Here is a 21,185-nt window from a genome sequence, read left to right as displayed (position 1 = left end):
CTTACAGTGTCTTCCTGAATGAATAGCACCACTTATCATAATGCAGCCGGTCTTCATAGAAACGATGCGCGTCCGTTCGGTGTACACCGGATTCCAACGCGACATACTCAGCTCCGTTCTCCCCAGCCCACTGATGGATGAAATCCAGCAATTTTTCACCATGGCCAGAAGAACGGTGAGCGGAATCCGTTACCAAGTCATAAATGAATACGTGACGTTTATTGTAGAAGTTGACCCTCCAACTTAATCCGGCCAGGCTCACTAGCCTCTTTTCATGATAATATCCGAATAAAACATACCCGTCTTTCCTCATTGCTTCCAGAAGTTCCAAATAAGTCTCTTCCGTCAAATCTGTCCGAAGCTGCTTCATGACGGGAAAAGCTTCGATCCAATCATTTCTTTCGGTTAATTCCCGGATTGCCTGTCTATTTGATGTGTCCAAGGGACCACTCCTCTACGATTCATCATATGTGTTATTCACCTTTTTCCAGCTGAATTCCTGCAAGTCCTGTACATGAATGGATAACTTTTCAGTATATGAACAACTCTCGTGCACTTGTTCCCATTCGCCACATATATAAATAGTGCGAGTCCGACTGTTAAAATACTAGGACCCGCACCAACCTCCAACACATCTGCACTGATTCAATGGTTGATATCCAACACAATCACATCAAATAATTCCCCATCCGCATAAAGTAAAATAGCCCATTCGCCCCTCTCTGGGATCGTGACGGATGAAGGTGCGTGAACATCGGCTCCATTATTTTCGCCCCCAAGTCCAATAGTCCAGCGATCCACGTTATTCAGAATAGGGTGGACGGTTTTGCTCTCTTTATGGTAACCGACCACGGTCAATTCCGAAGCATCCGTTCCCCATAAGTGCCACATCCATTTTTGAGGAGTCAAGCTCGGCATGTCGGCCCCGATGATGCCTGACTGATTTTCGTTTCCGATGACGTTCCTTCCAAAGGCTGCTGCTTTTCGATTCCAGTCAATTTTTTCAACGTCATGCTCCTGAACGTAGTCCGGGAGATCTTCTGGCAAACTGACATTCTTTGCCGCTTCCTTTTCAGACACCTTCACTACAGCATCACCGTACACTTTTCCATCCAGGTACACTTCATATCGCCATAAGCCGCTGTATGGAACTTGAAAACTTGTGGTGAATCGTTCCAGACTTGAGTATCCTTCTGATGGCTCGGTTATTTCTTGAGGGGGGACTGCCTGCATGCGCTGACCAGTTCCTTTGTGGACGGCAGATATGGAAAGTTCTTTTCCTTTGTATGTTGAAAATGGTTCGTTAAAATGAAAGATATATCCGTAAGGCTTACCCGCTTGTAACTCAGGATCAGGGAATATGCTAAAAACCGTCTCCCCCCCTTCCTTATATTCGTGATTCACCTTCCATTCCTTGACTGACGTTCCGTTCATCTGTTCGTTATCCTGCTTGATGAACACCTCAGTAGAGATGAAGAAACCCGCTAAGCAAATGGCTAAAGTGGTTACGATGATTAGAACAAATGAATGGGGTCTTCTAGGCTCGGCTTGCATATTCGTATTTACAGCGTTCCGAATCTTATTTTTTTGAAACTCTGTAAAGTGCTTACCTCTGTGAGTCGTAGAATCCATTGCTTTCCTCAACTGCTTAAGCCTTCTCTCCATCATCTTCCCACCTTTCCATCATCTTTTTCAGCTTTTCCCTTCCTCTTTTCAACCTCGTTTTGATTGTGTTTGAGTTGATTGCAAGCATTTCTTTCATTTCTTCAATCGAACATTCTTCATAATAATAGAGCGTGATCACTTCACGGTATTTTACAGGCAAGGACAGCACACACATGGAGAGACTCTCTTCCTCGCTGCGCTTCAACACACTCTTTTCAGGTAAAGATTCCTTTGATGTGAAGAGAGTAAAAAGACTGGAGTTCATTACCACTTTTCGAAAAGCTGAACTTTTTAGAACATCCTTTGATTGGTTAATCGTCATCCTATAAATCCAAGCCTTAAATGAATGAATTTTATCCCTCTCATCATAATTCCTGTAGCATTTTATAAATACATCCTGAACAATATCCTCTGCCAGATTCCAGTCCTTTACATAGTTATAGGCCATCTTGGTCAGACGCTCGCCATACTCATCCATGATCATTTCAAGCCAGGCATCGCGATGTTCCGAATAGCCCTCATCCTGAATCTTTCTCACACAAGTCTCACCCCATCCCGTTTAATGCTAAGACGATTCAGTTTGCAAATGGTTTCATTTTTTATTGATTGCGACAAAGTGGGTGCCAGCTTCGATTTGCTGTTTCCCTTGTACCTTGTTCCTATCATGATCGGTAAAGAAAAGAGCCCACCCCGGTCAGGATAAGCCCCATCAAAATACCTTACTCATTCACTTTTCAAGCTCCATAAAGTGGTGGATTTCGGATAAAGATCTCCTTTTGAAAATCCAATGGATCTATAAAATTGATCACCCTGCTCAGGATCGGTATATCCAATAATTTTTTATTTGCTTTAGCTCATATTTCACCAATACCAATGACCCAACTCCGACCCCTACATCGTTTCCTATTCTTTTCTATGTATGCTTAGGCAGCAAAATCGTAAATGTTGTCCCTGCGTTCAATTCACTTTTGACGCGTATGTCGCCATTCATCCGTTTGACGATCTGATAGCAGACCGTCAACCCGAGCCCCGTTCCTTTTTCTTTTGTGGAATAGTAGGGTGTTCCTAACACTTTGACTTGTTCGGGCGGCATGCCTGCCCCATTATCTCTGATGGTGATCATAATTTGGCCATCTTTAGTCCCGGCGGCCGCTGCCGTTATTTCGCCGTTTTCCTTTACTGCTTCGATCGCATTCTTAAGGATGTTGACGAATACTTGCTTGACCTCAAAACTCAATCCTTTTATCCTCAGGTTTTCTTCAATGTCTTTCTTGACTTCAATACTGTTCATGACCGCATAAGTCGACATCACTTCAACCGATTCGTCTAAGGCATCACTCACACTGAACACTTCATATTCTTCCGTTTGCGGCTTTGCGAGGGAGAGATATTGATTGATGACCTCTTGAGCCCGGTCTAATTCCTGGATCGAAATATTGATGAAGCTCTTTTGTTCCTTCGATAAGCTTTCACCCTGCAGCAGCTGCATGAACCCTCTTACGGTCGTCATCGGATTCCGGATTTCATGTGCGACGGATGCTGCCAGCTGACTGACCACATTGAATTTCTCCGCTTTGACAAGTTCTTTCTTGATCCTGATCTGTTCGAGCCCATTTTCAATCAAATAGATGGTGGATATGAGAGTCAACCAAATAATCACCGTGGAGCTTATCATCAATGGAAGCTGTCCGGTTTCATTTTTTTGAATTAAGAAAAGCGCCCTTGTAACCGGGATGAAGAAATAAAAAAGGGAAATCAGGAGGAGTTTGTTTTTCCACTTTAGCTTTCTGTACCAAGTAGACAGAGGGATAAGCAGCAAACAATAAATCGTATAATTTGCGATCAGTTTCAACATGACATGGTCGGTAAACAAGCCAATCGTGAGCATGGCCAAAAACACAGCGAACCCCACTCTGGTGCCGCCATAAATAAAAGCAATGATGATCGGGACCACTTTAAAATCGTACACATATCCGCTCGAGTAAACGACAGGAAATATCATCGTAAACACGAGTATCACGATATTCATGAAAAGAAACTTCAGGTCAAACCTTTTCTTGTCCCATTCCGATTCTCTTGTAAACATTTGAAACAGAAGGATCGAAAACAATATGAATACCACATGCAACACTAAATGATGAACGGTCTCTATCATATAAGAACTCCTTTAGGACAAAAGCAGGATTTTTTAATCATCTATTTACTTCTTCGACATTTTATTTGAATATCCTTTCCAGATTTAAAATCAGGGGATGGGCACTTATACATAACCGTTTTCTCCAACCTCTTCCTATTTCTAGCCTTGTTTCACCCTAACCCTTCGCTGACGCAAATTTGAGCATCTCTTAAAGGAACAAGGTTTCTATCGAGGGCCATCCATAATTAACGGTAGGGAAATCATCTCCATTAATATGGTCGATTTGTTCACTAATTTTCACACCCTCGATTCCTTCATAAAATGTTCTCGCTGCAACGTTTTCTTTAAATGTTCCTGCAAACATTGAATCAACATGGTTCACTACAAAATATTGTACGACCGACTTCACTAACTGCTTTCCAATCCCTCTTCCTTGATACTCTGGCAACACATAGAGCATTTTGAGTTCGCCTTTGAATCCTGGCGGTGGATGAATGGCAAATGAGCCGATTGCAAATCCAATGATGTTATTGTCTATAACCGCTACGAAACAAAAGGGTCTACGCGCTGTACTGGCAAAAATACTTTCTAATCGATGTTTCGCGTGTTGATAAGATATTGTGGCCATAAAGCTTTCTGGCAAGAAATCCTTATGTGTGGCAATAAAAGATTTTTCATAAACTTGAGCAGCAATGGGTAACTCTTCAAGTTTCATTTCTCTGATCACTTTGACTCGTCCCCTACTTTAAGATTTTTGCACGTACCCTCCATAAAAGGCATGCTTCTTATATATTCTTCGCTTGCAACCTATTGCCCATTTTCTGAAAAAAAAAAAGCATTTACCTTATAATTTGTTCTTTATCGACAGAAAGATTTTATATCCCAAAAAGATGATGATATACATGCCTGTTAATAAACAAAGGTATGAAATTGGATTTGTCTTCAATGCAATTAGAAAAACATCAATTGCATAAATATCACTGCAATATTGAACATCTTTTGGAGTGAAAATAAATTCAGGCTTACATTCTGATTGTGGTAAGTATGCAATTTTGCTTGCTATAAAAAAAGAATAAACATATGAGACCAGAAAAATCGGCAAACAAAGAATGAAATAAATCCAACCTACCATGCTTCCCCTCCTCTAACGAGTTACTAGATTGGAGGCAGGTAAGTCATTTTTTCTTATCAGCATACACTCCCTCCAAGTCCGATGGTGTGAACCTCACTTTATATGCGTCACCCAGCTCAAGCTTCACTTGCCGGGCCAAATGCTTCCCCTGTCTATTATGTTCGTCCTCCAGCTTGGCACCTTCTTGAAGCGGCGTATCGGATTCCCAATCCATCCATCTGCCATACTGAATTGCCCACTCCCATAATTCTCTTTCCAACTCTTTGGTGAGCGGCATATCACCGATCTCCAAGTTACATCCGCAATGACAGCACCACAAAGGATCGGCGCCGACATCACCTTCAACTTTTATATCAAACGTTTTTCCTTCTTCACAGCAACAATGCAAACCCTGACACACCTTTCTGAACTCATCACAAGCTGCCCTTTTTTGCGTGGCATAATCCAATCCCTACTACTTTACTTCTACAACAAAGCTGGTCAAAGGCTCTTCATCTACGGATACGTCAATCCTCCACATTCCCTCTCTCCCAAGGACGAATTTGGCCCCACTCTTGTAATTGCTTATCCCCGCTTCATAAAGGTAAATCGTCTCTTCTGTTTCTTTATGGGTGGCCGTCATGGTATACGTTTTGCCAGTGTAGTCAGCCGATTCATCCAAGAAATAAACCTCATAGTGCCGCCCTTCTCCGACTGGAAACGGCGGTTCAGAGGATTCACCGTTTACCTTAACAATGCCGAACTTGCCTTCTGTTCCATGCATTGGCAAACCGACATATTCAAAAGGTGCGGAAATATCCCAGACCGTTTCCCCCTCCTCTTCACTGCACCCAGACAAACAGATCGCAATAGATAGACCAATCAAAAAGAGCATCGTTTTTACGTACATACCTGCTCCTCCCCCTTACCCGAAAGTAATAATAGGTTTTAAGAATGAGTGTTTCTGTATAATGACGCAGCCTTTGGAATGAGAAGCTATATCTTCTGATCAATTAGAGGCATTTAACTCCCGTTCCCCTCCGTTACCGGATCCGATGATTCTTTCGAGCAACTCATCTTTCTGTGCCCGACCTGCTCACGTCAGGTCTATTTCTTCCGACGGGTAAACATCCGCAAACCACCTCAATACTCCATTATGATGATTGATGATTTGTTGAGCGGTAAGTTCACCGGAGTTCCACGTGCTGTGGACATCTGAAATCAGAGTCACTTTGTAACCTTTACTGAAAGCACTGCGGCAAGTGGTGTCCACACACGCTTCTGTTTGAATTCCTGCAATATATAGATGGTTTATGCCCCGTTTACTCAGTTCATCTTCCAATCTGGTATCCAAGAATGAATCAGGCGTCGTTTTTTGGATGATGGTATCTTCCTGCTGCGGTTTGATTTCAGCGTGTATTTCCCATCCTTCTTTCCCGTATTCCAGTGGTTTTCCTGCTGGTGCATTATGCTGCACATAAAGGATAGGCGTATTGGAAGCACGGGCACTCTCTATCATTGTTTTTATGATAGAAATCAGTTTATCTCCCTTATATACCGCTGCACCCTCCTGGAACATACCTTTCTGTACATCGATGATGATCAGTGCCTTACTCATAACCTTGGATTCCCCCTTTTACTAGTTTGGTATAAATCAATCGAAATAAACGGCTTCCCCCGGATTATGTAAATGTTTAAAAGCCATCCGTATTTGCGATTCAGTATTCCTTTCGACCGACAATGATGGCAGTTCATTTTCTGCAAAGAACTCCACAGCGCTCGTTTCGATTCCTTCATTCGCCTCTCCACCGATGATTTCACAGAGGATGAACATCTTATAGACATGATAAGGAGACGGCGGGTGCGGATGGCACTTCTTATCAAGCACCCCCAGTAAGTTGACGGCTTTCACGTCAAACCCTGATTCTTCCTTCACTTCTTTGACCGCCACTTCGCCCGGTGTCAGTCCTATATCTCCCCAACCGCCAGGCAGCGACCAGCCGCCGTCTGTCGTTTCTCTCACCATCAATATTTTTTCATCCTTGAATACAACAGCCCGGATATCTACCTTGGGTGTGGCATACCCTGTTTCATTTGCAAACAAATCCCTTATGACTGACGGCTCCATATCTGTATGCTTCGACATGATGTCGACACTGATCTCCCGTATCATTTCGAACCGCTCCAGGTCATACACATCTTTGGAATAAGTCAACCCTGCCTGCGCAATCGACTGCAGCTCTTTTGCCCACTCAAGCCATTTCGTTTCCATTTTTATCACCTCTCATTAATTGTACCAAATATTACCTGATGAATTGTGGAATTTCATGCAATTGGGGCTGAAGTGGGAAGGGGGAGCCTCTATAGACACTGCCGCCTAACAAAAAAAGTGCCCGCCCCCGACGTACCGGGTGGCAGACACCATACCTCTGACAAAAACTATGCCTTTTTAAAAAGAGCGAAGAAATCACTGTATTTCTCCAGATGATAATCAGCTATGTCTGATTGACCTTGGAACATACACGTTGCAATCCCTAGCTCCTTTGCCGGCAATAGATCCAAATCCCTGTCCCCGATTGCGAGGTCGATGGGGTTCCTGTTATGCAAGTGACTGTAAGCAGCCGAATGGGGTTTGCGCGGGAAGCCATCATCGATCGTGACGATATCGGCAAAATAGTCCCTCCAGCCATAATGGTCCAGTATGGCCAGAACCCCCTCCCTGTCCTTATGGGTCATGATCACATTTTTATCGGCAAATGTTAATACTTCTTCGACTCCATTAAAGGGCCTCATATCCTCAGGGGAAATGTTCATCTTTAACCGATCGATTTCTTCTACCTGTTCTTCGGAAATCCCATAAAACTGAATGGCGTGCGAAAATGACACTTTTAACTTATCATAGACTTCCTGTTTATCGGCCTCATCCCCAATTACTTGAGAGAGGATGCGGGTATACGCTGGATATGTATCAAACAATGTTCCATCGAAATCCCATAAAATATTCATTCGGATCACCCTTTTCATTTTGCTTCTATCAGTCTATCATTGACTTTTTCTTTTTTAAATCCTGGCACTGGCCTTAATGGGTTGCAAACAAATCAAGAGTAACATTCCCTTTTATCCCTAAACGTTGTCACCGATTCCGACGATAAGATTCTATGATTTCAATGTATTGGGTATCTCCCAATCCGTAGTCCTTGAAATGTTCAATCATTAGCGTCACAAGTTCTTTTGTCGGGACGGCTTCGTGCTTTTGAATGTACAGCATAAGGTCACTATCTTCCATGAGGTAATTCAAATATAGGTCAATTCCCTTTTTTAATGGAGCTGGATGAACTTCCTTCGGAGCCGTTTTTTCAATCAATACTTGCTTATAGAGTGAATCAAACCCTTTTGCCGTCAGGCTGTAATGACTTACGGGTTGAAAATGGTCATTGACAAGATGGAGATCAATCCCACCTTTAAAACCCGTTTGGTCTAACCAAGCAAGCACGGTGAGAAGATTGATTTGGCAGAACATATCCTCATCAAACCAAAGTTCTATACGATCCACGTATTCACTAAAGAGAGGCTGCAGTGGCTGCAGGGTGATTTCAGCATATTCTGCCGTCGTTACATGATGCACGCTTGCACGTATTGCGGTAAATTCATCGGAAAATATGTCCTCGCAGGTATTCCCATAGCACATGGCCTCGTTAAAGGGAATCATAGAGTCCAGTTCTAGAAATTGTTTTTCTTTGAACTTCTTATACATTTCTGTTCCATTTAAAATATGTACTGTTTTTGTTTGAATCACATGGGTCCCTCCTGATCTTAGACTTCGTTTCACATAGATGTTAATACGACCGAACCGGCGAAATGAGGTGCAGACAAGATGAATGGTCAACAGGCTCGATCAAAACGGGTTTCATCGAACCACCGAAACTCAATTTGATTTCGTCCTCCTTTATTGCCTTTAAAGCATCCATCAGGAAATTCCCATCCAGCGAGATGCTTAATTCCCTCTCACCCTCGATGCCCTTTATGGTTTGCGCTTCTTCTATCCGGCCGATTTCTGAAGAGTTGGAAGAAATCTTCAGTTTCGTACCGCCATTGATTTCTAAGTGCACATTGTTGTTCTTCCATTCACTTGCGAAAAGGCAGGCACGATCGATCCCTTTTAGAAGTCTCTTTGTCTCAAGGGTCATGATTGTCTTCGCGTCCCTGGGGATCAAGCCTGAAACGTTTGGATAATTCCCCTCGATCAACCGTGAATAGAGAGAGGCAGTATCTGATTTGAATACCATATAACGGTCACTTACAAAGATATGGATGAATCCCGTTTCATGCTGGATCAATTTCAGCAGTTCATTCAGGCTTGTACTGGGAACGATGAATGAACCTTTTGCATTCGAGTCGAATGTCATTTTTCTTAATGCGAGGCGATGGGAATTCGTTGCAACACATGTCAGACGGCCATCTTCAAATGACATATGGACCCCTGTTAAGACAGGTCTGGATTCACTTTTTGATACGGCGAAAGCAGTCTGTTTGATCAATTCCATTAATTCAGTACAGGGGATTTTTATGTGACTGGCTTCATCTATTTGAGGAAGACTCGGATATTCTGCCGAATCAAAACCGTTGAGTCTGGTAACGATTTCATCTGATTTCAGGGTGACTACTTGTTTCTCGTCTACTTTTATATCTATCGGGCCAGGTAACTTCTTTACGATGTCACTTATATATTTTGCAGGTACTACCACACTGCCCGTCTGCTTTACCTCTAATACCCTCACGCCGTCGATCATGAAGGGGATCACTTTTTCAATGATGATATCGGAGTTGCTTCCGATAAGGGTTAAGCCATCTTCCGCTGCCGTCATCTTGATCCCTGTCAAAATGGGAAAAGGTGTTTTCAAAGACACGGCCTTATGAACATCTGTTATCGCTTTATTGAACCATTCACTATTAATCGTACATTCCATTTACAAGTCCACCTCATTTTCGTTGCTCCTTAAAACATTCGACAAAATTCCCTGATATCCCTTTACTGGGAAACTTCCCCCTGCTGTCTTTTGTGTTCTCTCCACCGCCTCACGTCCCTGACTTTTCCATTACGTTTTTCTATCAATCTGTTTACATAGGTTTCTTGTAAAGGAAAATGTGATAAAGTCATCCATATTCTTCTGGAAAGAAAGGATGTGCAGCCGTGAAGAAAATAACCCTGATTTTTGCAGCCGGAATCCTTATGCTTGGGGCGTGCTCGAATACTTCGACGTCAGAGAAGGCCGGGAAGGAAGTGACGTCTTCAGAAGAGGACAAGTCAAATCCGGAAATGAAGACCGGGGATAAGGAAAAAAAACCAGAACAGGATGAGGAAACGAAAAACGAAGAACTCAAGCAGCCTTTTAAAGCGTTGAAACCTTCTGAAGATGCAGTGCCCCTAAAGGAGCGCATGGCAAAAGAGGAACAGCAGAAAGCGCCTGATCAAGAGGGACAAGATGGGCAATCCGAGCGTAAAACCCCACTGGGTGAAACGCTGGCAAACGGGGTAGAAGATCTCTCCGATGGACCTTTGAAGGATCATCGGCTGGTCACCTATTACGGCACACCGCAGTCAGAAAATATGGGAATCCTCGGGACGATGGAGCCAGAAGAGTTCATGAAAAAGTTGAAGGAACAGACACAGGCCTACTCAGATCTCGATCCAGAACGTCCGGCGGTGCCGACGATTGAGTTAATCACCACAATGGCTCAGAATGATCCCGGCCCGGACGGGGATTATGTGCGGATGACCTCCGATGAGAATATTGAGACATATGTGGAGCTTGCGGAAAAGCATGATGCGCTCGTGATCCTCGATATCCAGCTGGGGACGGACACCGTCATGAACCAGGTAAAAATGGTCGAGAAATGGCTGAAGCACCCGCAGGTTCATCTGGCGATTGATACCGAATTCCACGTCGCTGAGGGGGAAAAACCTGGAGAGGATCTCGGACAGGTGGACGGAAGGAAGATCCAGGAAGCCGTCGAGTATGTATCCGAACTGACCGAAAAGAACAACCTGCCGGATAAACTGGTCCTCGTCCATCAGTTCACTGGTCACGTACTGACGCACAAAGACGCGATAAAGCCGACAGAAAACGTCCAAGTCGCCATCAACTTCGACGGCTGGGGACCTGCTGCGGACAAGCTGGCCCTGTACCGGAAGTACATACGTGATGAACCGAATCAGTATGGCGGGTTCAAGATTTTTTATGATAAAGACGTGCCCGTGTTGACGCCGGAAGAGGTATTGAAGATGGATCCGAGTCCGGCGATTGTTAATTATCAGTAATGGAAAAACACAGGGCCGTTTCGCATGAGCCGTCCCTGTGTTTTTTCAGTTTCACTTTATACAACTTCATATTTCTGAATCTGCACTGTCCTTATCAGAAATCTCATTCTTCAGATAAAATACATACAAAAAGGCAACAACGACCGCAATGATTGAAATGATGACAGAGTACCTGAAGATTTGAAAGAAATATTGTGGAAATGGCGTTATTTCATATGAGCTCATGCCCTCCACATCAGTGGTCAATTTTTCTCTTTTTAAGAAGGCGACAAACAAGAAAAACGAACTAATAAATGAATAAATCCCTGTTTTAACTAAAATCTTCTCCACTGCTACCCCTCCTCGGCGAAGCTGATTTTTTATAAACCCTTTAAAAAAGAAGTGTCCAGCTCTTCACTTTCGATCACAATCGCAGTCAGCCCCGTATCCGTATCCGTTTTCGTTTCATGCCATTCGCCTTTCTCCCAGTACACCGCATTTCCGCTGTGAACCTTAATGAATTCGTCCGTATTCCCTCTGACCCAGCCTTCCCCGCTGACAATCAGAAGAAGCTGGGGCACCACTGCCTCATGAAAACCAATCACACCGTTTTCATCAAGATGCATACATCCGATATGCGCCGCCTTCTCCGTTTTCGTGATGCGTGACATCACAAAATCAGAGTTGAATTTCGTGATTTTCTTTCCTGTTTCTTTTGTGAATTGGTAGATTTTCATTGATTCCTCCTGATAGGCTTGGCGTCATTTGACTCGCTGATCAATCTGATCAATTCTCCCTATGAATCCTTCCCATCACAATCGTATGATAGTAGTTCCCATCAGATAACCGCTTATCATCTTTTAAAATTCCTTCCACTTCAAAACCCAGTTTCTTATACAGCTGTATCGCTTTTTCATTTGTTTCTAGTACACTCAGCGTGATTTTTCTGATTTGATTGGAGTCAGCCCACTCGATGGATTCCTGTAAGAGATTCTTTCCTATTCCATGTCCCCAAAACTCCTTTAACACCCCGACTCCGAACTCCACTCTATGAGAAGTTCTTTTCAGGCTGTTCCCTTCACATCTGGAAAAACCAACAACTTCCCCATCTGCTTCTGCTACAAGAAATAGATTTGCAGGACTGGCAGAATCCGCTTCTATGATTTTCCCAAATCCTTCTCTATCTATATAGGCTTCTCCTTTTTCCCTATCCATGTTCTCCGTTTCTCCGTCGATCTGTATTCTTACCTGTGACAATGACTTCGCATCATCGGGTTTGGCAGATCTTATTATGTATCGTAATTCGGATGTGGTGTATGTTTTTTCTTTAATGATCAAGGTAGCATCCTCCTACTACTTATTAGATTGTACTTTGTTCAAACTGCACGTTCGATTCCACCTTGGTTTCAGCCACACACCTCATAACCTCATCACCAAACGACCTTACATCTTCCAAGTAATCATACCCCTCTGGGGAACCAAAACTATTAAACATCCGAACTGCAACCAGGTCTTCTTCAGGAACGACTAATAGAGTGACATTTGTAAAACCTAGAATTTGATAGGAACCTTTTGGGACAAGATGTCCAATCTCTGTTTTTTTAGCAGGTTCATCTTTTACGAACCATAAGAAACCATTTTGGGGCAGGTCTTTATGAAGAGTGGGCGGGCTTTGGAGAGCAGTGACCAATTCAATCATTTCTCTGGGCACGATTTGTTTGCCATTTATGTTCCCTTTTCTCAAATGGAAGTACCCCCAGTAAGCAAGTTCCCTGGTCGATACATACATGTTCATTTTGTCGCCTTCTGTGCTTTCACTTGTACTCCAGTCTTCATCCCCTTCATATCGCAGGATCACATCGACCAGCCTCTCGTGTTTTTCCGAATACCAATTGGACTCAGTGAAGCCTAAAGGGATAAAGAACGTTTCATGGACGATATCCGAAACTGTTTTACTTGTTGTACGTTTCACGATTTGAGTGAGCGCCTCGATGCCGATTTGCTTATACGACCAGTTTGAGCCGGGAGTAAACTCACGGACCGTTTTGTTCCCCTCTTTTTTCAATCCATGCGTATGGGTCAGTAAATGTCTGATCGTGGTTTCTTTCCAGAGGGTCTCATTAAGTTCGGGTAAATAAGATACAACCAGATCATCAATACTGCGAATGTATCCATAATACAATGCATATGAGACTGCGAAACCGATATAACTCTTCCTTACAGAAGCCACATGGAACTGAGTGTCTGCCTGAACGTTTCTAGCATCTTTTGCAGCTGATTGCTTTCCGATGTACTGTTCTAAAACGATGGAATCTTTATGAATGACAAGGGTGGAGGCACCTGTGCAAATAACCGTTTTAAAAGTGTTGTGGACATGATCTAATATGGGTTTGTAAGAAGGATCAATATTTTTATGATGTATCACAATCAGATTATTCCCTTCATTTTTATTTTTGGGATAAGGGTATCATTCATTCTTATTGTCACTAGTTATATACTCCAATACCTAAACTCGTTCACCCAACCCCTTTTTACTCTTAACAATTATTTCAAATCCCCCAAAAATGCACAATCATTTATTCCATTTTCTGGTCAAAACATTGAAGCCCTCCCCCTCCCTAACTTCCAACTGTTCAATTTTGCAAAAATACCACAACCAAACTCTACACACTGAAACCCCTTTCATTACTTGAAATCAGCCCTTATACTAGATTCATAAGATGATCATCAAACAATTCAAGAATATAAAAATGCAAAAATTATAAAGGAAGACAACTAGCAAGGAGGATCCTCATGGTATTGGATAAAAGACGTGCACACTTATTATCCATCATTCAACAGTCTTCTGAGCCCGTTCCGACGAAGGATCTGGTCGAAAGGATGAATTTGTCTCAACGGACTATTTATTATGACCTTGATCAGATCAATAGCTGGCTGCGGACTCAGAAGTTAGAACCCATTGATAGTAAGCATGGACAGGGATTGTTTTTGCCTCCTGAGTCGAAATCGAAGCTGATGCTGATGCAGGATGAGAGTTTCGAAGATTGGCAGTATCAATTGTCGAAGCAGGAGCGCGAAGTCCTGATCAAGGCAAAGATTTTATTGGAAGAGCAAGATGCGACGATGAAGAGTTTTATAGACTTGACGAGCATGAGCCGCGGGACAATTGCGAAGGTGATCAAAGAGATTAAGCAGGAGTTCAAACGAGCCGGTTTGGAATTGTTCTACAGGAAAGGTTCCGGATACCGGCTGCGGGGATCGGAGGATGCGAAGAGGACGATGCTGTCCACCATTCTCGCGACCATCTTCTCTCACCCTGAATGGCAGAACGTCAGGAATGAGGTATATAAGATGATCCATCCGGAAGCTGCCACCTGGTCAAGTGAAACCGATCAGCGGCGGGTGGTGAGGGAAATTCTTTTCGAAGCGGAAAGAGATCTGAAGTTGACGCTGACGGATGAAATGGTCGAGATTCTTTCCCTTCAGATCCTGATGATCATGAAGCGGATAGAGCTCAATGAATTCATCCAGGTGCCCGGGGCTGAAAAAGAGGTGCTCAAGCAAACGGAAGCCTTTAAGGCAGCCACCCACATCACCAATAAGCTTGAAACTTACAAGGGAGTCACATTCCCTGAAGATGAAATCTGCTTCATCACGATGAATTTGCTCGGCTCCAAGGTCCAGCACGATAATTTCGATCATTACACCGAGCAGGAACTTTCAGGGCTCAGAAAAGTCGTCCGCAATATGATCGACGACTTTCAACTCTATTCTTGTGTCGTGTTCGATGACCGGCGCGGCCTTGAAGAAAATCTGATATCCCACATCAAGCCGACCTATTACCGACTGAAATACGGTCTTCATATCGTCAATGATCTGACTGGCACGATCCAACAGACTTACCCGGACATCTTTCACCTGACCAAAAGGGTGATGAGGCATTTGGAACTGTATGTCGGGAAGAAGGTCCCGGAGGAAGAAGCGGCTTATATCACCCTTCACTTCGGCGGATGGCTGACAAAAGAAAAAAAGTCAGTGGAAACGAAGTTCAGGGCCATCATCGTCTGCGAGAACGGAATCGGGACGTCCAACATGCTCCGGACCCAGCTGGAGAACCTGATTGCCGGTCTGAATGTGACCGCCACGATCTCCATGAGGGAATACCAGACGAAGGAACACATGGCTGACGTCATTTTTTCAACCAATTATATAAAAGCCAAAGACATTCCCGTCATCCATGTTCCCGCTATCCTGACGAATGTGGAAAAGGAACGGGTCATGCAGCGGATGAATGAGCTATTCGATTCGAACGCACCCGGGAAAGCGATGACCGATCATCTCATGGATGTCATCAAACGCCATGCGACCGTCCATCAAGAAGACGAATTAAAGCATGAACTGGTCCGCTTCCTGGAACAAAAAACTCCCCAGATAAAGGAGCTAAGAAAACCTATGCTCAACGAATTATTGACAGAAGAAACGATACAGCTGAAAGAACGTGTAAGTGGCTGGGAAGAAGCCATCAAGGTCGCTGCCCAGCCGCTCATCGACCAGCATTCGATCAGACCGTCATACGTGGAGGCGATGATCGAGAACGTGAAGGATTTAGGACCTTACATCGTGATTGCACCGGGGATCGCCATCCCCCACGCACGTCCTGAGACGGGAGTCGAAGAGCTCGGAATGAGTTTCTTGCGCCTCGAAGAACCTGTTTATTTTTCAGAAAAAGAAAAACATCGTGCCCAGCTGATCATCGTGCTTGCAGCGATCGATAATCAAACCCACTTAAAAGCGTTGGCACAGCTCACAGAACTGTTGTCCAATGAAGAAAATGTAGAGAAATTGATCTCGGCTGAAGATGCAAGCAACGTAATCGAATTAATAAACCAAACAATCGAAGTGTAAATACAAGGAGGAAAACAACATGAAAAAAGTATTAGTAGTATGTGGAAATGGATTAGGAAGCAGCATGATCGTGGAGATGAACATCAAAGCGGCACTTAAAGACATGGGCAAAGAAGCAGAAGTATCCCACACGGATCTAACAACAGCGAAGACGGAGCAGGCAGACCTGTTCATTGGTTCAGAGGATATCGTGGAAAGCCTTGAAGACGGCCGCAAAAACATCGTTAAACTGAAGAACTTGATGGATAAAAATGAACTGAAGTCTGCGTTGGAACAAAATATCTAGTCCCACTTTCAAACGAAGGAGGAATATAAATGATTGATATCATTATGAAGGACATCCTTGGTACACCCGCAATCCTTGTCGGTCTATTCGCTTTGATCGGCCTGCTTGTGCAGCGGAAGAACTCCGGGGATGTCATATCCGGAACATTGAAGACGGTGATGGGCTTTGTCATCCTGGGAGCAGGTGCGAACGTGCTCGTCCAGTCACTCGGTCAATTCAGTAGTATGTTCAATGAAGCATTCGCGGTCGACGGGGTCATCCCCAACAACGAAGCGGTCGTAGCGCTGGCTCAGGAAAGCTTCGGTACGGAAACAGCGATGATCATGCTGTTCGGCATGGTCGTGAACATCTTGATTGCACGTTTCAGTCCTTTTAAATATATCTTTTTAACCGGTCACCATACCATGTTCATGGCCTGCTTGATCGCGGTCATCCTGACGACTGGAGGATTCTCCGGTGTGCCATTGATCATCCTCGGTTCGATCATACTTGGTTCACTGATGGTCCTGTCACCTGCGATGCTTCAGCCGTTCACACGCAAGGTCACAGGATCGGATGATTTTGCCGTCGGGCACTTCGGTTCTGTCGGATATCTGGCTTCGGCAGCAGTCGGGAAAGTCGTTGGAAAAGGTTCGAAATCAACAGAAGAAATCAAGGTTCCGAAATCACTCGGCTTCCTCAGGGATACATCCGTTTCCGTATCCTTGACGATGGTCATCCTGTTCTTCATCGTCGCTGGCGCGGCGGGTCCCGCTTTCGTTGAAAGTCAACTGAGCGAAGGACAGAACTTCCTGGTCTTCGCCTTCATGCAGGGGATCACATTCGCTGTGGGTGTGTACATCATCCTCGCCGGTGTGCGCATGCTCCTTGGTGAAATCGTCCCTGCCTTCAAAGGGATCGCGGACAAGGTCGTCCCGAATGCGAAACCGGCCCTGGATTGCCCGGCTATCTTCCCATTCGCAGGAAATGCCGTCATCATCGGCTTCCTGTTCAGTTTCATCGCAGGTCTTGTCAGCATGCTGTTCCTGCCATTACTCGGCTTGAAGGTCATCGTCCCGGGCCTTGTCCCTCACTTCTTCACTGGTGCAGCGGCAGGAGTCTTCGGGAACGCAACCGGCGGTCGCCGAGGCGCAATCATCGGTTCGATGACAAACGGCGTCATGATCAGCTTCCTGCCTGCGCTATTATTGCCAGTCCTGGGCTCTCTAGGATTCCAGGGAACCACATTTGGGGATGCTGACTTCGGTGTCATCGGAATCGTGCTTGGCAACCTGGTTAAACTATTTGATTCTGCTGGTGTTCTGTTTGCAGCTGTCATTGTGATTTTGGCGGTGTTGTTCTTTATCGGCTTTAGATCTAAAGCTGGTGAGGACAAGAATGGAACGGATGGATCGGAAGCCGCTTGATTTTGATTTGATGGAGTCCCGTGATTCCCTTTTTAGGGAGTTGCGGGGCTTTTTTTGATGATTGGGACAGGTTGATTGGTGTGGTTTGTTTGGTAAAAACGGGACAGGGTGCCTGTCCCCCCGTCCCGCGCTCTCGTCCCGCTTGCAGCAGTTGTTTTAACGATTTTTCGACAAGTTGGTTGATAAACAGGGAAAGTTGCACGTATTTTTAAGAAGTGGAACGTAAAATTGAAAAGTTGCACGTAAATTTGGAAAGTGGCATGTATTTTAAAAATGTGGCATGAAAATGGTGCGAAGTGGATTGTATTGATTGGTTGAAAGTGAGAAAACCGTCCCCTGCCCATGTTTTCTTCCTTGAGGACCGCGGCACCTATCAATTTGTGCTGACTTTTCACGAATTATGCTGAAAAATATGGATTTATGCTTACATTTTTCGATATATGCTGAATCATTTCATCTTACGCTGACTTCAACAGGAAATTCCATAACGAAATGGACCCTCGGCTCCCTCCATGCCTCATCCTACAAAATAGTGAACCACGGTACCTGTCACCGTGGTTTACTATTTTGTAGGAATTAAAGGAAATCAACCGTTTTCATAGAACTTATGTATAGATAATAAATTGAAAAGGAGAAATCTAGATGTGAGTGATCAAATAATACCTGCTGTCATTGCGTTTGTAATAGTCGCTGCTTTATCCCCGTTATTCATTGCTCTATTGAGAAAATTAAAGTTCCTTCAGCCGATAAGAAAAGAACTTCCTTCCAACCATCAATTAAAAAAGGGTACTCCGTTAATGTTTGGGATGATTCTTTTTGTAGGAATTATCGTATCCATATTTTTTTCACCTACGCCATTAACGTATTTCTTGTCTGTTACGTACATTCTATTTAGTTTCATTGGGTTTTTGGATGATTTTTGGAAAGCTTCGCGCCAGGATCCTTTAGGGGTATCGGGCAGGACCAAGCTCGTTTTGCAGTTTCTATTTACCGGTTCATTGCTTTTTTACGTGATCAACGAACTGGGTATAAACACCGTGATTCGTATTTCTGAAAGTTTCTCCTTCGAGCTTCCAATGGTGGTATATATCATTGTGATCGCCTTATTTGTTGTTGGTTCTGCAAATGCCATCAATTTTACGGACGGCTTGGACGGTCTGTTAGGCGTTGTGGCAATCCCTACATATTTTTTCTTTTTTGTGATTTCAGACACATCAGAGGTGAAGCTTTTTTGTTTAGTTATGATTGGGTGTTTACTCGGTTTTCTCATCTATAATTTATTTCCTGCCAAAGCTTTTATGGGGGATACGGGATCATTGGCGATCGGGGGATCCCTTTCATTTCTTGCCGTTATTGAGAAAGTGGAGATTCTCATTCCCCTTTTATTCTTTATCTATTTTGCTGAACAGCTTTCCGTTATCTTACAGGTTTCTTCATTTAAACTGACAGGGAAACGGATTTTCAGAATGACACCGATTCACTTTCACTACGGCTTGAAGTATGGGTGGTCTGAAAATACGATTGTCACGGTGTTTGGGTTTGTATCGTGGTTTTGCACGTTTATCTGTCTGGCTTATTGGAAATTTGTTCTGAACCTGTAATGTAAGTCATTCCGTCGAATGCTGCTTTAATGATTGAGAGGTTTATTTCCTGACAGCTGTGAATAATGACAGATTATTTTAGAGCCGATCTATTTTTCGCAACATCAATGAGCCTGCCTCCCGTTTCAAAATCCGCTTTGAAACGGGGGGGCAGGCTCATTTTCACGTATCAAACAATTCCCCATTAACCGCCTTTATATAACGATCGGCCGAATGTTGAACGGCAAGACTGGCATTCTCTTTTATCACTTTGTGAAAAGCATTATACAACTTATTAAAAGGAAGCCTATTCACTTTGTTTGCCATCTCCTCCACTTTCTTCGCCGGCAGAGGAATCAGATTCGGATAGCTGTACATAAAACTCACCCAGTTGGTATCGGAAACAACCTGAATGATATCCCCCGTCAGAAGGACCCCTTTCCCGCTATCCCCATTTTTCCAATGCAGCACAGCACCGCCTTTAAAATGACCTCCAAGACGATGCAGGTTCAAGCCTTCAGTCAACTCTAATTCTTCGCCTTCCCATAAACGGATGGACTCACTCGGTTCCATGATCCATTCCTCGTCATCCTGATGGATATAAATAGGCGCATCAAACACCTCTGCCCAATCCGCCTGCCTGGAATAGTAGTGTGGATGAGAAAGGGCGATGGCCTGGATCCCTCCCAATGAACGGATAAACGCAATCGTCTCATCATCCAGGTATGTGATACAGTCCCACAGGACATTGAATCCGTCATTCACGATAAGATAGGCTGTTTGCCCGATTCCCACTTTCGGTGTCGTCGTGATACTGTACAGCCCTTCTTCTTCCTTTTTAATGATATTTTGATAGTTTCCGCTCTCCACTAATTCATTGTGGGTGGTCCAGGATTGACCATCAGGATTCACGTACTGCCTTTCTTCCTCACAGATTGGGCAATGCTCAGGTTCACTGTTGCTTTCAGGGTATTGGACTCCGCATGTGGTACAGATATATTTTTTCATTGTTATTCCTCCAGAAATTTAATGTATTTTTAGCTTACATAAATTTCCGTCTATACCAATCATTCAAATAAATGAGGTTTTCTACAACTTTGGTTGTAGAAACTGACTATCGTGACTTTTAGTGTTGCTTTATACTAAGAAGTACTCATGACTGCAGAAAACGGGTAAAGGAAACTGTTCCCATTCACCATTTCTGATTTTGCACACTTCTTGAAAATGATCACCAATCCTTTTCCATAATGATAAACCTATAATTTTCACCCCTTATTACATTTTCAAATTCTCCTTTTCTTCTAAAACCAGCGTTCTCATAAACCTTTATTGCTCGCTTGTTAAAATCAACAACGGCCAACTCCAAATGGTTATAACCGATTTGTTCTCTCCCTTGTTCAATAATGGCCTGGATAAACGTTAATCCCGCACCGTTACCAGTCAATGAAGGTTTCATTTGAACCCCCACCGCCATTACCACCTCTGGTGAATCTCCCACATTAAAGAATTCACAATTCCCTATTAATCTATCTTGGTGATCGATTACTGAATATAGATGATCAGTATCTACACTTTGAAGGAATCCATCTATTTTTTTCTCTTGGATATTATTATCATAGAAAGAATACACTCCTTCATAAGTCCAGGTTATGAATTCATCCACATCTTTCTTTGTTCTTTTCCTGATTCTATAGCTCACCCTTCTTTATCCCCCTTATAATCTTTATACCTATTTTATAACAGTCCAGCTACCTGGGCTTCCTAAAAAACAAATATGTACTGAACGTAATACAGCAA

At 43.6% G+C, this 21,185-nt stretch carries 24 protein-coding genes; 5 read left to right on the top strand and 19 right to left on the bottom strand.

The window, feature by feature from the left end:
• Position 1 precedes the first annotated feature (1 nt).
• The 13 genes from ACUXV2_RS02765 to dnaN form a co-directional block, all read right to left on the bottom strand.
• On the bottom strand, positions 2-442 hold the full coding sequence (locus ACUXV2_RS02765) for a GNAT family N-acetyltransferase (RefSeq protein WP_446245542.1): 441 nt from the start codon (positions 440-442) through the stop codon (positions 2-4).
• Positions 443-645: 203 nt separating this feature from the next.
• Positions 646-1,665 carry a hypothetical protein gene (locus ACUXV2_RS02760; protein ID WP_446245541.1) on the bottom strand — a complete coding sequence of 340 codons (1,020 nt, stop codon included), beginning with the start codon at positions 1,663-1,665 and terminating at the stop codon, positions 646-648.
• Positions 1,649-2,203 (bottom strand): sigma-70 family RNA polymerase sigma factor, encoded by a 555-nt coding sequence (locus ACUXV2_RS02755; RefSeq protein ID WP_446245540.1) that lies wholly within the window; start codon positions 2,201-2,203, stop codon positions 1,649-1,651. The genes ACUXV2_RS02760 and ACUXV2_RS02755 overlap by 17 nt, the downstream gene beginning before the upstream one ends.
• 375 nt (positions 2,204-2,578) lie before the next feature.
• Positions 2,579-3,820: an ATP-binding protein gene (locus ACUXV2_RS02750; protein WP_446245539.1), complete on the bottom strand. Its 1,242-nt coding sequence runs from the start codon at positions 3,818-3,820 to the stop codon at positions 2,579-2,581.
• Between the two features lie 190 nt (positions 3,821-4,010).
• On the bottom strand, positions 4,011-4,529 hold the full coding sequence (locus ACUXV2_RS02745) for an N-acetyltransferase family protein (protein WP_446245538.1): 519 nt from the start codon (positions 4,527-4,529) through the stop codon (positions 4,011-4,013).
• 117 nt (positions 4,530-4,646) lie between these two features.
• Complete coding sequence (locus ACUXV2_RS02740) at positions 4,647-4,934, bottom strand: DUF4306 domain-containing protein (RefSeq protein ID WP_446245537.1); 288 nt, start codon at positions 4,932-4,934, stop codon at positions 4,647-4,649.
• A 43-nt stretch (positions 4,935-4,977) separates the two neighbouring features.
• Positions 4,978-5,322: a hypothetical protein gene (locus ACUXV2_RS02735; protein WP_446245536.1), complete on the bottom strand. Its 345-nt coding sequence runs from the start codon at positions 5,320-5,322 to the stop codon at positions 4,978-4,980.
• Positions 5,323-5,388: 66 nt separating this feature from the next.
• Positions 5,389-5,823 carry a hypothetical protein gene (locus ACUXV2_RS02730; protein WP_446245535.1) on the bottom strand — a complete coding sequence of 145 codons (435 nt, stop codon included), beginning with the start codon at positions 5,821-5,823 and terminating at the stop codon, positions 5,389-5,391.
• A 186-nt stretch (positions 5,824-6,009) separates the two neighbouring features.
• The gene (locus ACUXV2_RS02725) at positions 6,010-6,531 is read right to left on the bottom strand and encodes a cysteine hydrolase family protein (protein ID WP_446245534.1); all 522 of its coding nucleotides are present in this window, start codon (positions 6,529-6,531) and stop codon (positions 6,010-6,012) included.
• 36 nt (positions 6,532-6,567) lie between these two features.
• Positions 6,568-7,185, bottom strand: coding sequence for an NUDIX hydrolase (locus ACUXV2_RS02720; RefSeq protein WP_446245533.1), 618 nt, complete (start codon positions 7,183-7,185; stop codon positions 6,568-6,570).
• A gap of 167 nt (positions 7,186-7,352) precedes the next feature.
• The gene (locus tag ACUXV2_RS02715; RefSeq protein WP_446245532.1) at positions 7,353-7,919 is read right to left on the bottom strand and encodes an HAD-IA family hydrolase; all 567 of its coding nucleotides are present in this window, start codon (positions 7,917-7,919) and stop codon (positions 7,353-7,355) included.
• 127 nt (positions 7,920-8,046) lie between these two features.
• Positions 8,047-8,709, bottom strand: a complete 663-nt coding sequence (locus ACUXV2_RS02710) for an AraC family transcriptional regulator (protein ID WP_446245531.1) — start codon at positions 8,707-8,709, stop codon at positions 8,047-8,049.
• A 40-nt stretch (positions 8,710-8,749) separates the two neighbouring features.
• Positions 8,750-9,880 (bottom strand): DNA polymerase III subunit beta, encoded by a 1,131-nt coding sequence (dnaN, locus tag ACUXV2_RS02705; protein ID WP_446245530.1) that lies wholly within the window; start codon positions 9,878-9,880, stop codon positions 8,750-8,752.
• A 224-nt stretch (positions 9,881-10,104) separates the two neighbouring features.
• On the opposite strand from dnaN, the gene ACUXV2_RS02700 reads away from it, so the two are divergent.
• Complete coding sequence (locus ACUXV2_RS02700; RefSeq protein WP_446245529.1) at positions 10,105-11,232, top strand: hypothetical protein; 1,128 nt, start codon at positions 10,105-10,107, stop codon at positions 11,230-11,232.
• Between the two features lie 66 nt (positions 11,233-11,298).
• On the opposite strand, the gene ACUXV2_RS02695 is transcribed toward ACUXV2_RS02700, so the two are convergent.
• The 4 genes from ACUXV2_RS02695 to ACUXV2_RS02680 are packed head-to-tail and all read right to left on the bottom strand — an operon-like array spanning position 11,299 to position 13,636.
• Positions 11,299-11,562, bottom strand: a complete 264-nt coding sequence (locus ACUXV2_RS02695) for a hypothetical protein (RefSeq protein WP_446245528.1) — start codon at positions 11,560-11,562, stop codon at positions 11,299-11,301.
• Positions 11,563-11,591: 29 nt separating this feature from the next.
• Positions 11,592-11,948, bottom strand: a complete 357-nt coding sequence (locus ACUXV2_RS02690) for a cupin domain-containing protein (RefSeq protein WP_446245527.1) — start codon at positions 11,946-11,948, stop codon at positions 11,592-11,594.
• 49 nt (positions 11,949-11,997) lie between these two features.
• Positions 11,998-12,549: an N-acetyltransferase family protein gene (locus tag ACUXV2_RS02685; protein ID WP_446245526.1), complete on the bottom strand. Its 552-nt coding sequence runs from the start codon at positions 12,547-12,549 to the stop codon at positions 11,998-12,000.
• A 22-nt stretch (positions 12,550-12,571) separates the two neighbouring features.
• Positions 12,572-13,636 carry a serine hydrolase domain-containing protein gene (locus ACUXV2_RS02680; RefSeq protein ID WP_446245525.1) on the bottom strand — a complete coding sequence of 355 codons (1,065 nt, stop codon included), beginning with the start codon at positions 13,634-13,636 and terminating at the stop codon, positions 12,572-12,574.
• A 368-nt stretch (positions 13,637-14,004) separates the two neighbouring features.
• Between ACUXV2_RS02680 and ACUXV2_RS02675 the strand changes: the two genes are divergently transcribed.
• The 4 genes from ACUXV2_RS02675 to mraY all read left to right on the top strand — a co-directional run bounded on the left by ACUXV2_RS02675 (position 14,005) and on the right by mraY (position 19,409).
• On the top strand, positions 14,005-16,116 hold the full coding sequence (locus tag ACUXV2_RS02675) for a BglG family transcription antiterminator (protein WP_446245524.1): 2,112 nt from the start codon (positions 14,005-14,007) through the stop codon (positions 16,114-16,116).
• A gap of 19 nt (positions 16,117-16,135) precedes the next feature.
• Positions 16,136-16,402: a PTS sugar transporter subunit IIB gene (locus tag ACUXV2_RS02670; RefSeq protein ID WP_446245523.1), complete on the top strand. Its 267-nt coding sequence runs from the start codon at positions 16,136-16,138 to the stop codon at positions 16,400-16,402.
• Between the two features lie 29 nt (positions 16,403-16,431).
• A complete protein-coding gene (locus ACUXV2_RS02665; protein WP_446245522.1) occupies positions 16,432-17,808 on the top strand; it encodes a PTS ascorbate transporter subunit IIC in 1,377 nt (458 codons plus the stop codon).
• A gap of 644 nt (positions 17,809-18,452) precedes the next feature.
• A complete protein-coding gene (gene mraY / locus ACUXV2_RS02660; RefSeq protein ID WP_446245521.1) occupies positions 18,453-19,409 on the top strand; it encodes a phospho-N-acetylmuramoyl-pentapeptide-transferase in 957 nt (318 codons plus the stop codon).
• A 162-nt stretch (positions 19,410-19,571) separates the two neighbouring features.
• On the opposite strand, the gene ACUXV2_RS02655 is transcribed toward mraY, so the two are convergent.
• Both ACUXV2_RS02655 and ACUXV2_RS02650 read right to left on the bottom strand, forming a co-directional pair.
• Positions 19,572-20,396: an MBL fold metallo-hydrolase gene (locus ACUXV2_RS02655; RefSeq protein ID WP_446245520.1), complete on the bottom strand. Its 825-nt coding sequence runs from the start codon at positions 20,394-20,396 to the stop codon at positions 19,572-19,574.
• A gap of 220 nt (positions 20,397-20,616) precedes the next feature.
• Positions 20,617-21,087: a GNAT family N-acetyltransferase gene (locus ACUXV2_RS02650; protein ID WP_446245519.1), complete on the bottom strand. Its 471-nt coding sequence runs from the start codon at positions 21,085-21,087 to the stop codon at positions 20,617-20,619.
• Positions 21,088-21,185: the final 98 nt, after the last annotated feature.

This window comes from Rossellomorea sp. NS-SX7 (assembly GCF_052828565.1).
The sequence above is the reverse complement of the archived record's forward strand: the minus strand, read 5'-3'. Positions and strand labels throughout refer to the sequence as shown.

What these genes read in the sequence shown, in the direction of transcription:
- ACUXV2_RS02760 (WP_446245541.1), bottom strand. Translation starts at nt 1,665, where the DNA reads ATGGAGAGAAGGCTTAAGCAGTTGAGGAAAGCAATGGATTCTACGACT.
- ACUXV2_RS02750 (WP_446245539.1), bottom strand. Translation starts at nt 3,820, where the DNA reads ATGATAGAGACCGTTCATCATTTAGTGTTGCATGTGGTATTCATATTG.
- ACUXV2_RS02740 (WP_446245537.1), bottom strand. Translation starts at nt 4,934, where the DNA reads ATGGTAGGTTGGATTTATTTCATTCTTTGTTTGCCGATTTTTCTGGTC.
- ACUXV2_RS02730 (WP_446245535.1), bottom strand. Translation starts at nt 5,823, where the DNA reads ATGTACGTAAAAACGATGCTCTTTTTGATTGGTCTATCTATTGCGATC.
- ACUXV2_RS02725 (WP_446245534.1), bottom strand. Translation starts at nt 6,531, where the DNA reads ATGAGTAAGGCACTGATCATCATCGATGTACAGAAAGGTATGTTCCAG.
- ACUXV2_RS02720 (WP_446245533.1), bottom strand. Translation starts at nt 7,185, where the DNA reads ATGGAAACGAAATGGCTTGAGTGGGCAAAAGAGCTGCAGTCGATTGCG.
- ACUXV2_RS02715 (WP_446245532.1), bottom strand. Translation starts at nt 7,919, where the DNA reads ATGAATATTTTATGGGATTTCGATGGAACATTGTTTGATACATATCCA.
- dnaN (WP_446245530.1), bottom strand. Translation starts at nt 9,880, where the DNA reads ATGGAATGTACGATTAATAGTGAATGGTTCAATAAAGCGATAACAGAT.
- ACUXV2_RS02690 (WP_446245527.1), bottom strand. Translation starts at nt 11,948, where the DNA reads ATGAAAATCTACCAATTCACAAAAGAAACAGGAAAGAAAATCACGAAA.
- ACUXV2_RS02675 (WP_446245524.1), top strand. Translation starts at nt 14,005, where the DNA reads ATGGTATTGGATAAAAGACGTGCACACTTATTATCCATCATTCAACAG.
- ACUXV2_RS02670 (WP_446245523.1), top strand. Translation starts at nt 16,136, where the DNA reads ATGAAAAAAGTATTAGTAGTATGTGGAAATGGATTAGGAAGCAGCATG.
- ACUXV2_RS02665 (WP_446245522.1), top strand. Translation starts at nt 16,432, where the DNA reads ATGATTGATATCATTATGAAGGACATCCTTGGTACACCCGCAATCCTT.
- ACUXV2_RS02655 (WP_446245520.1), bottom strand. Translation starts at nt 20,396, where the DNA reads ATGAAAAAATATATCTGTACCACATGCGGAGTCCAATACCCTGAAAGC.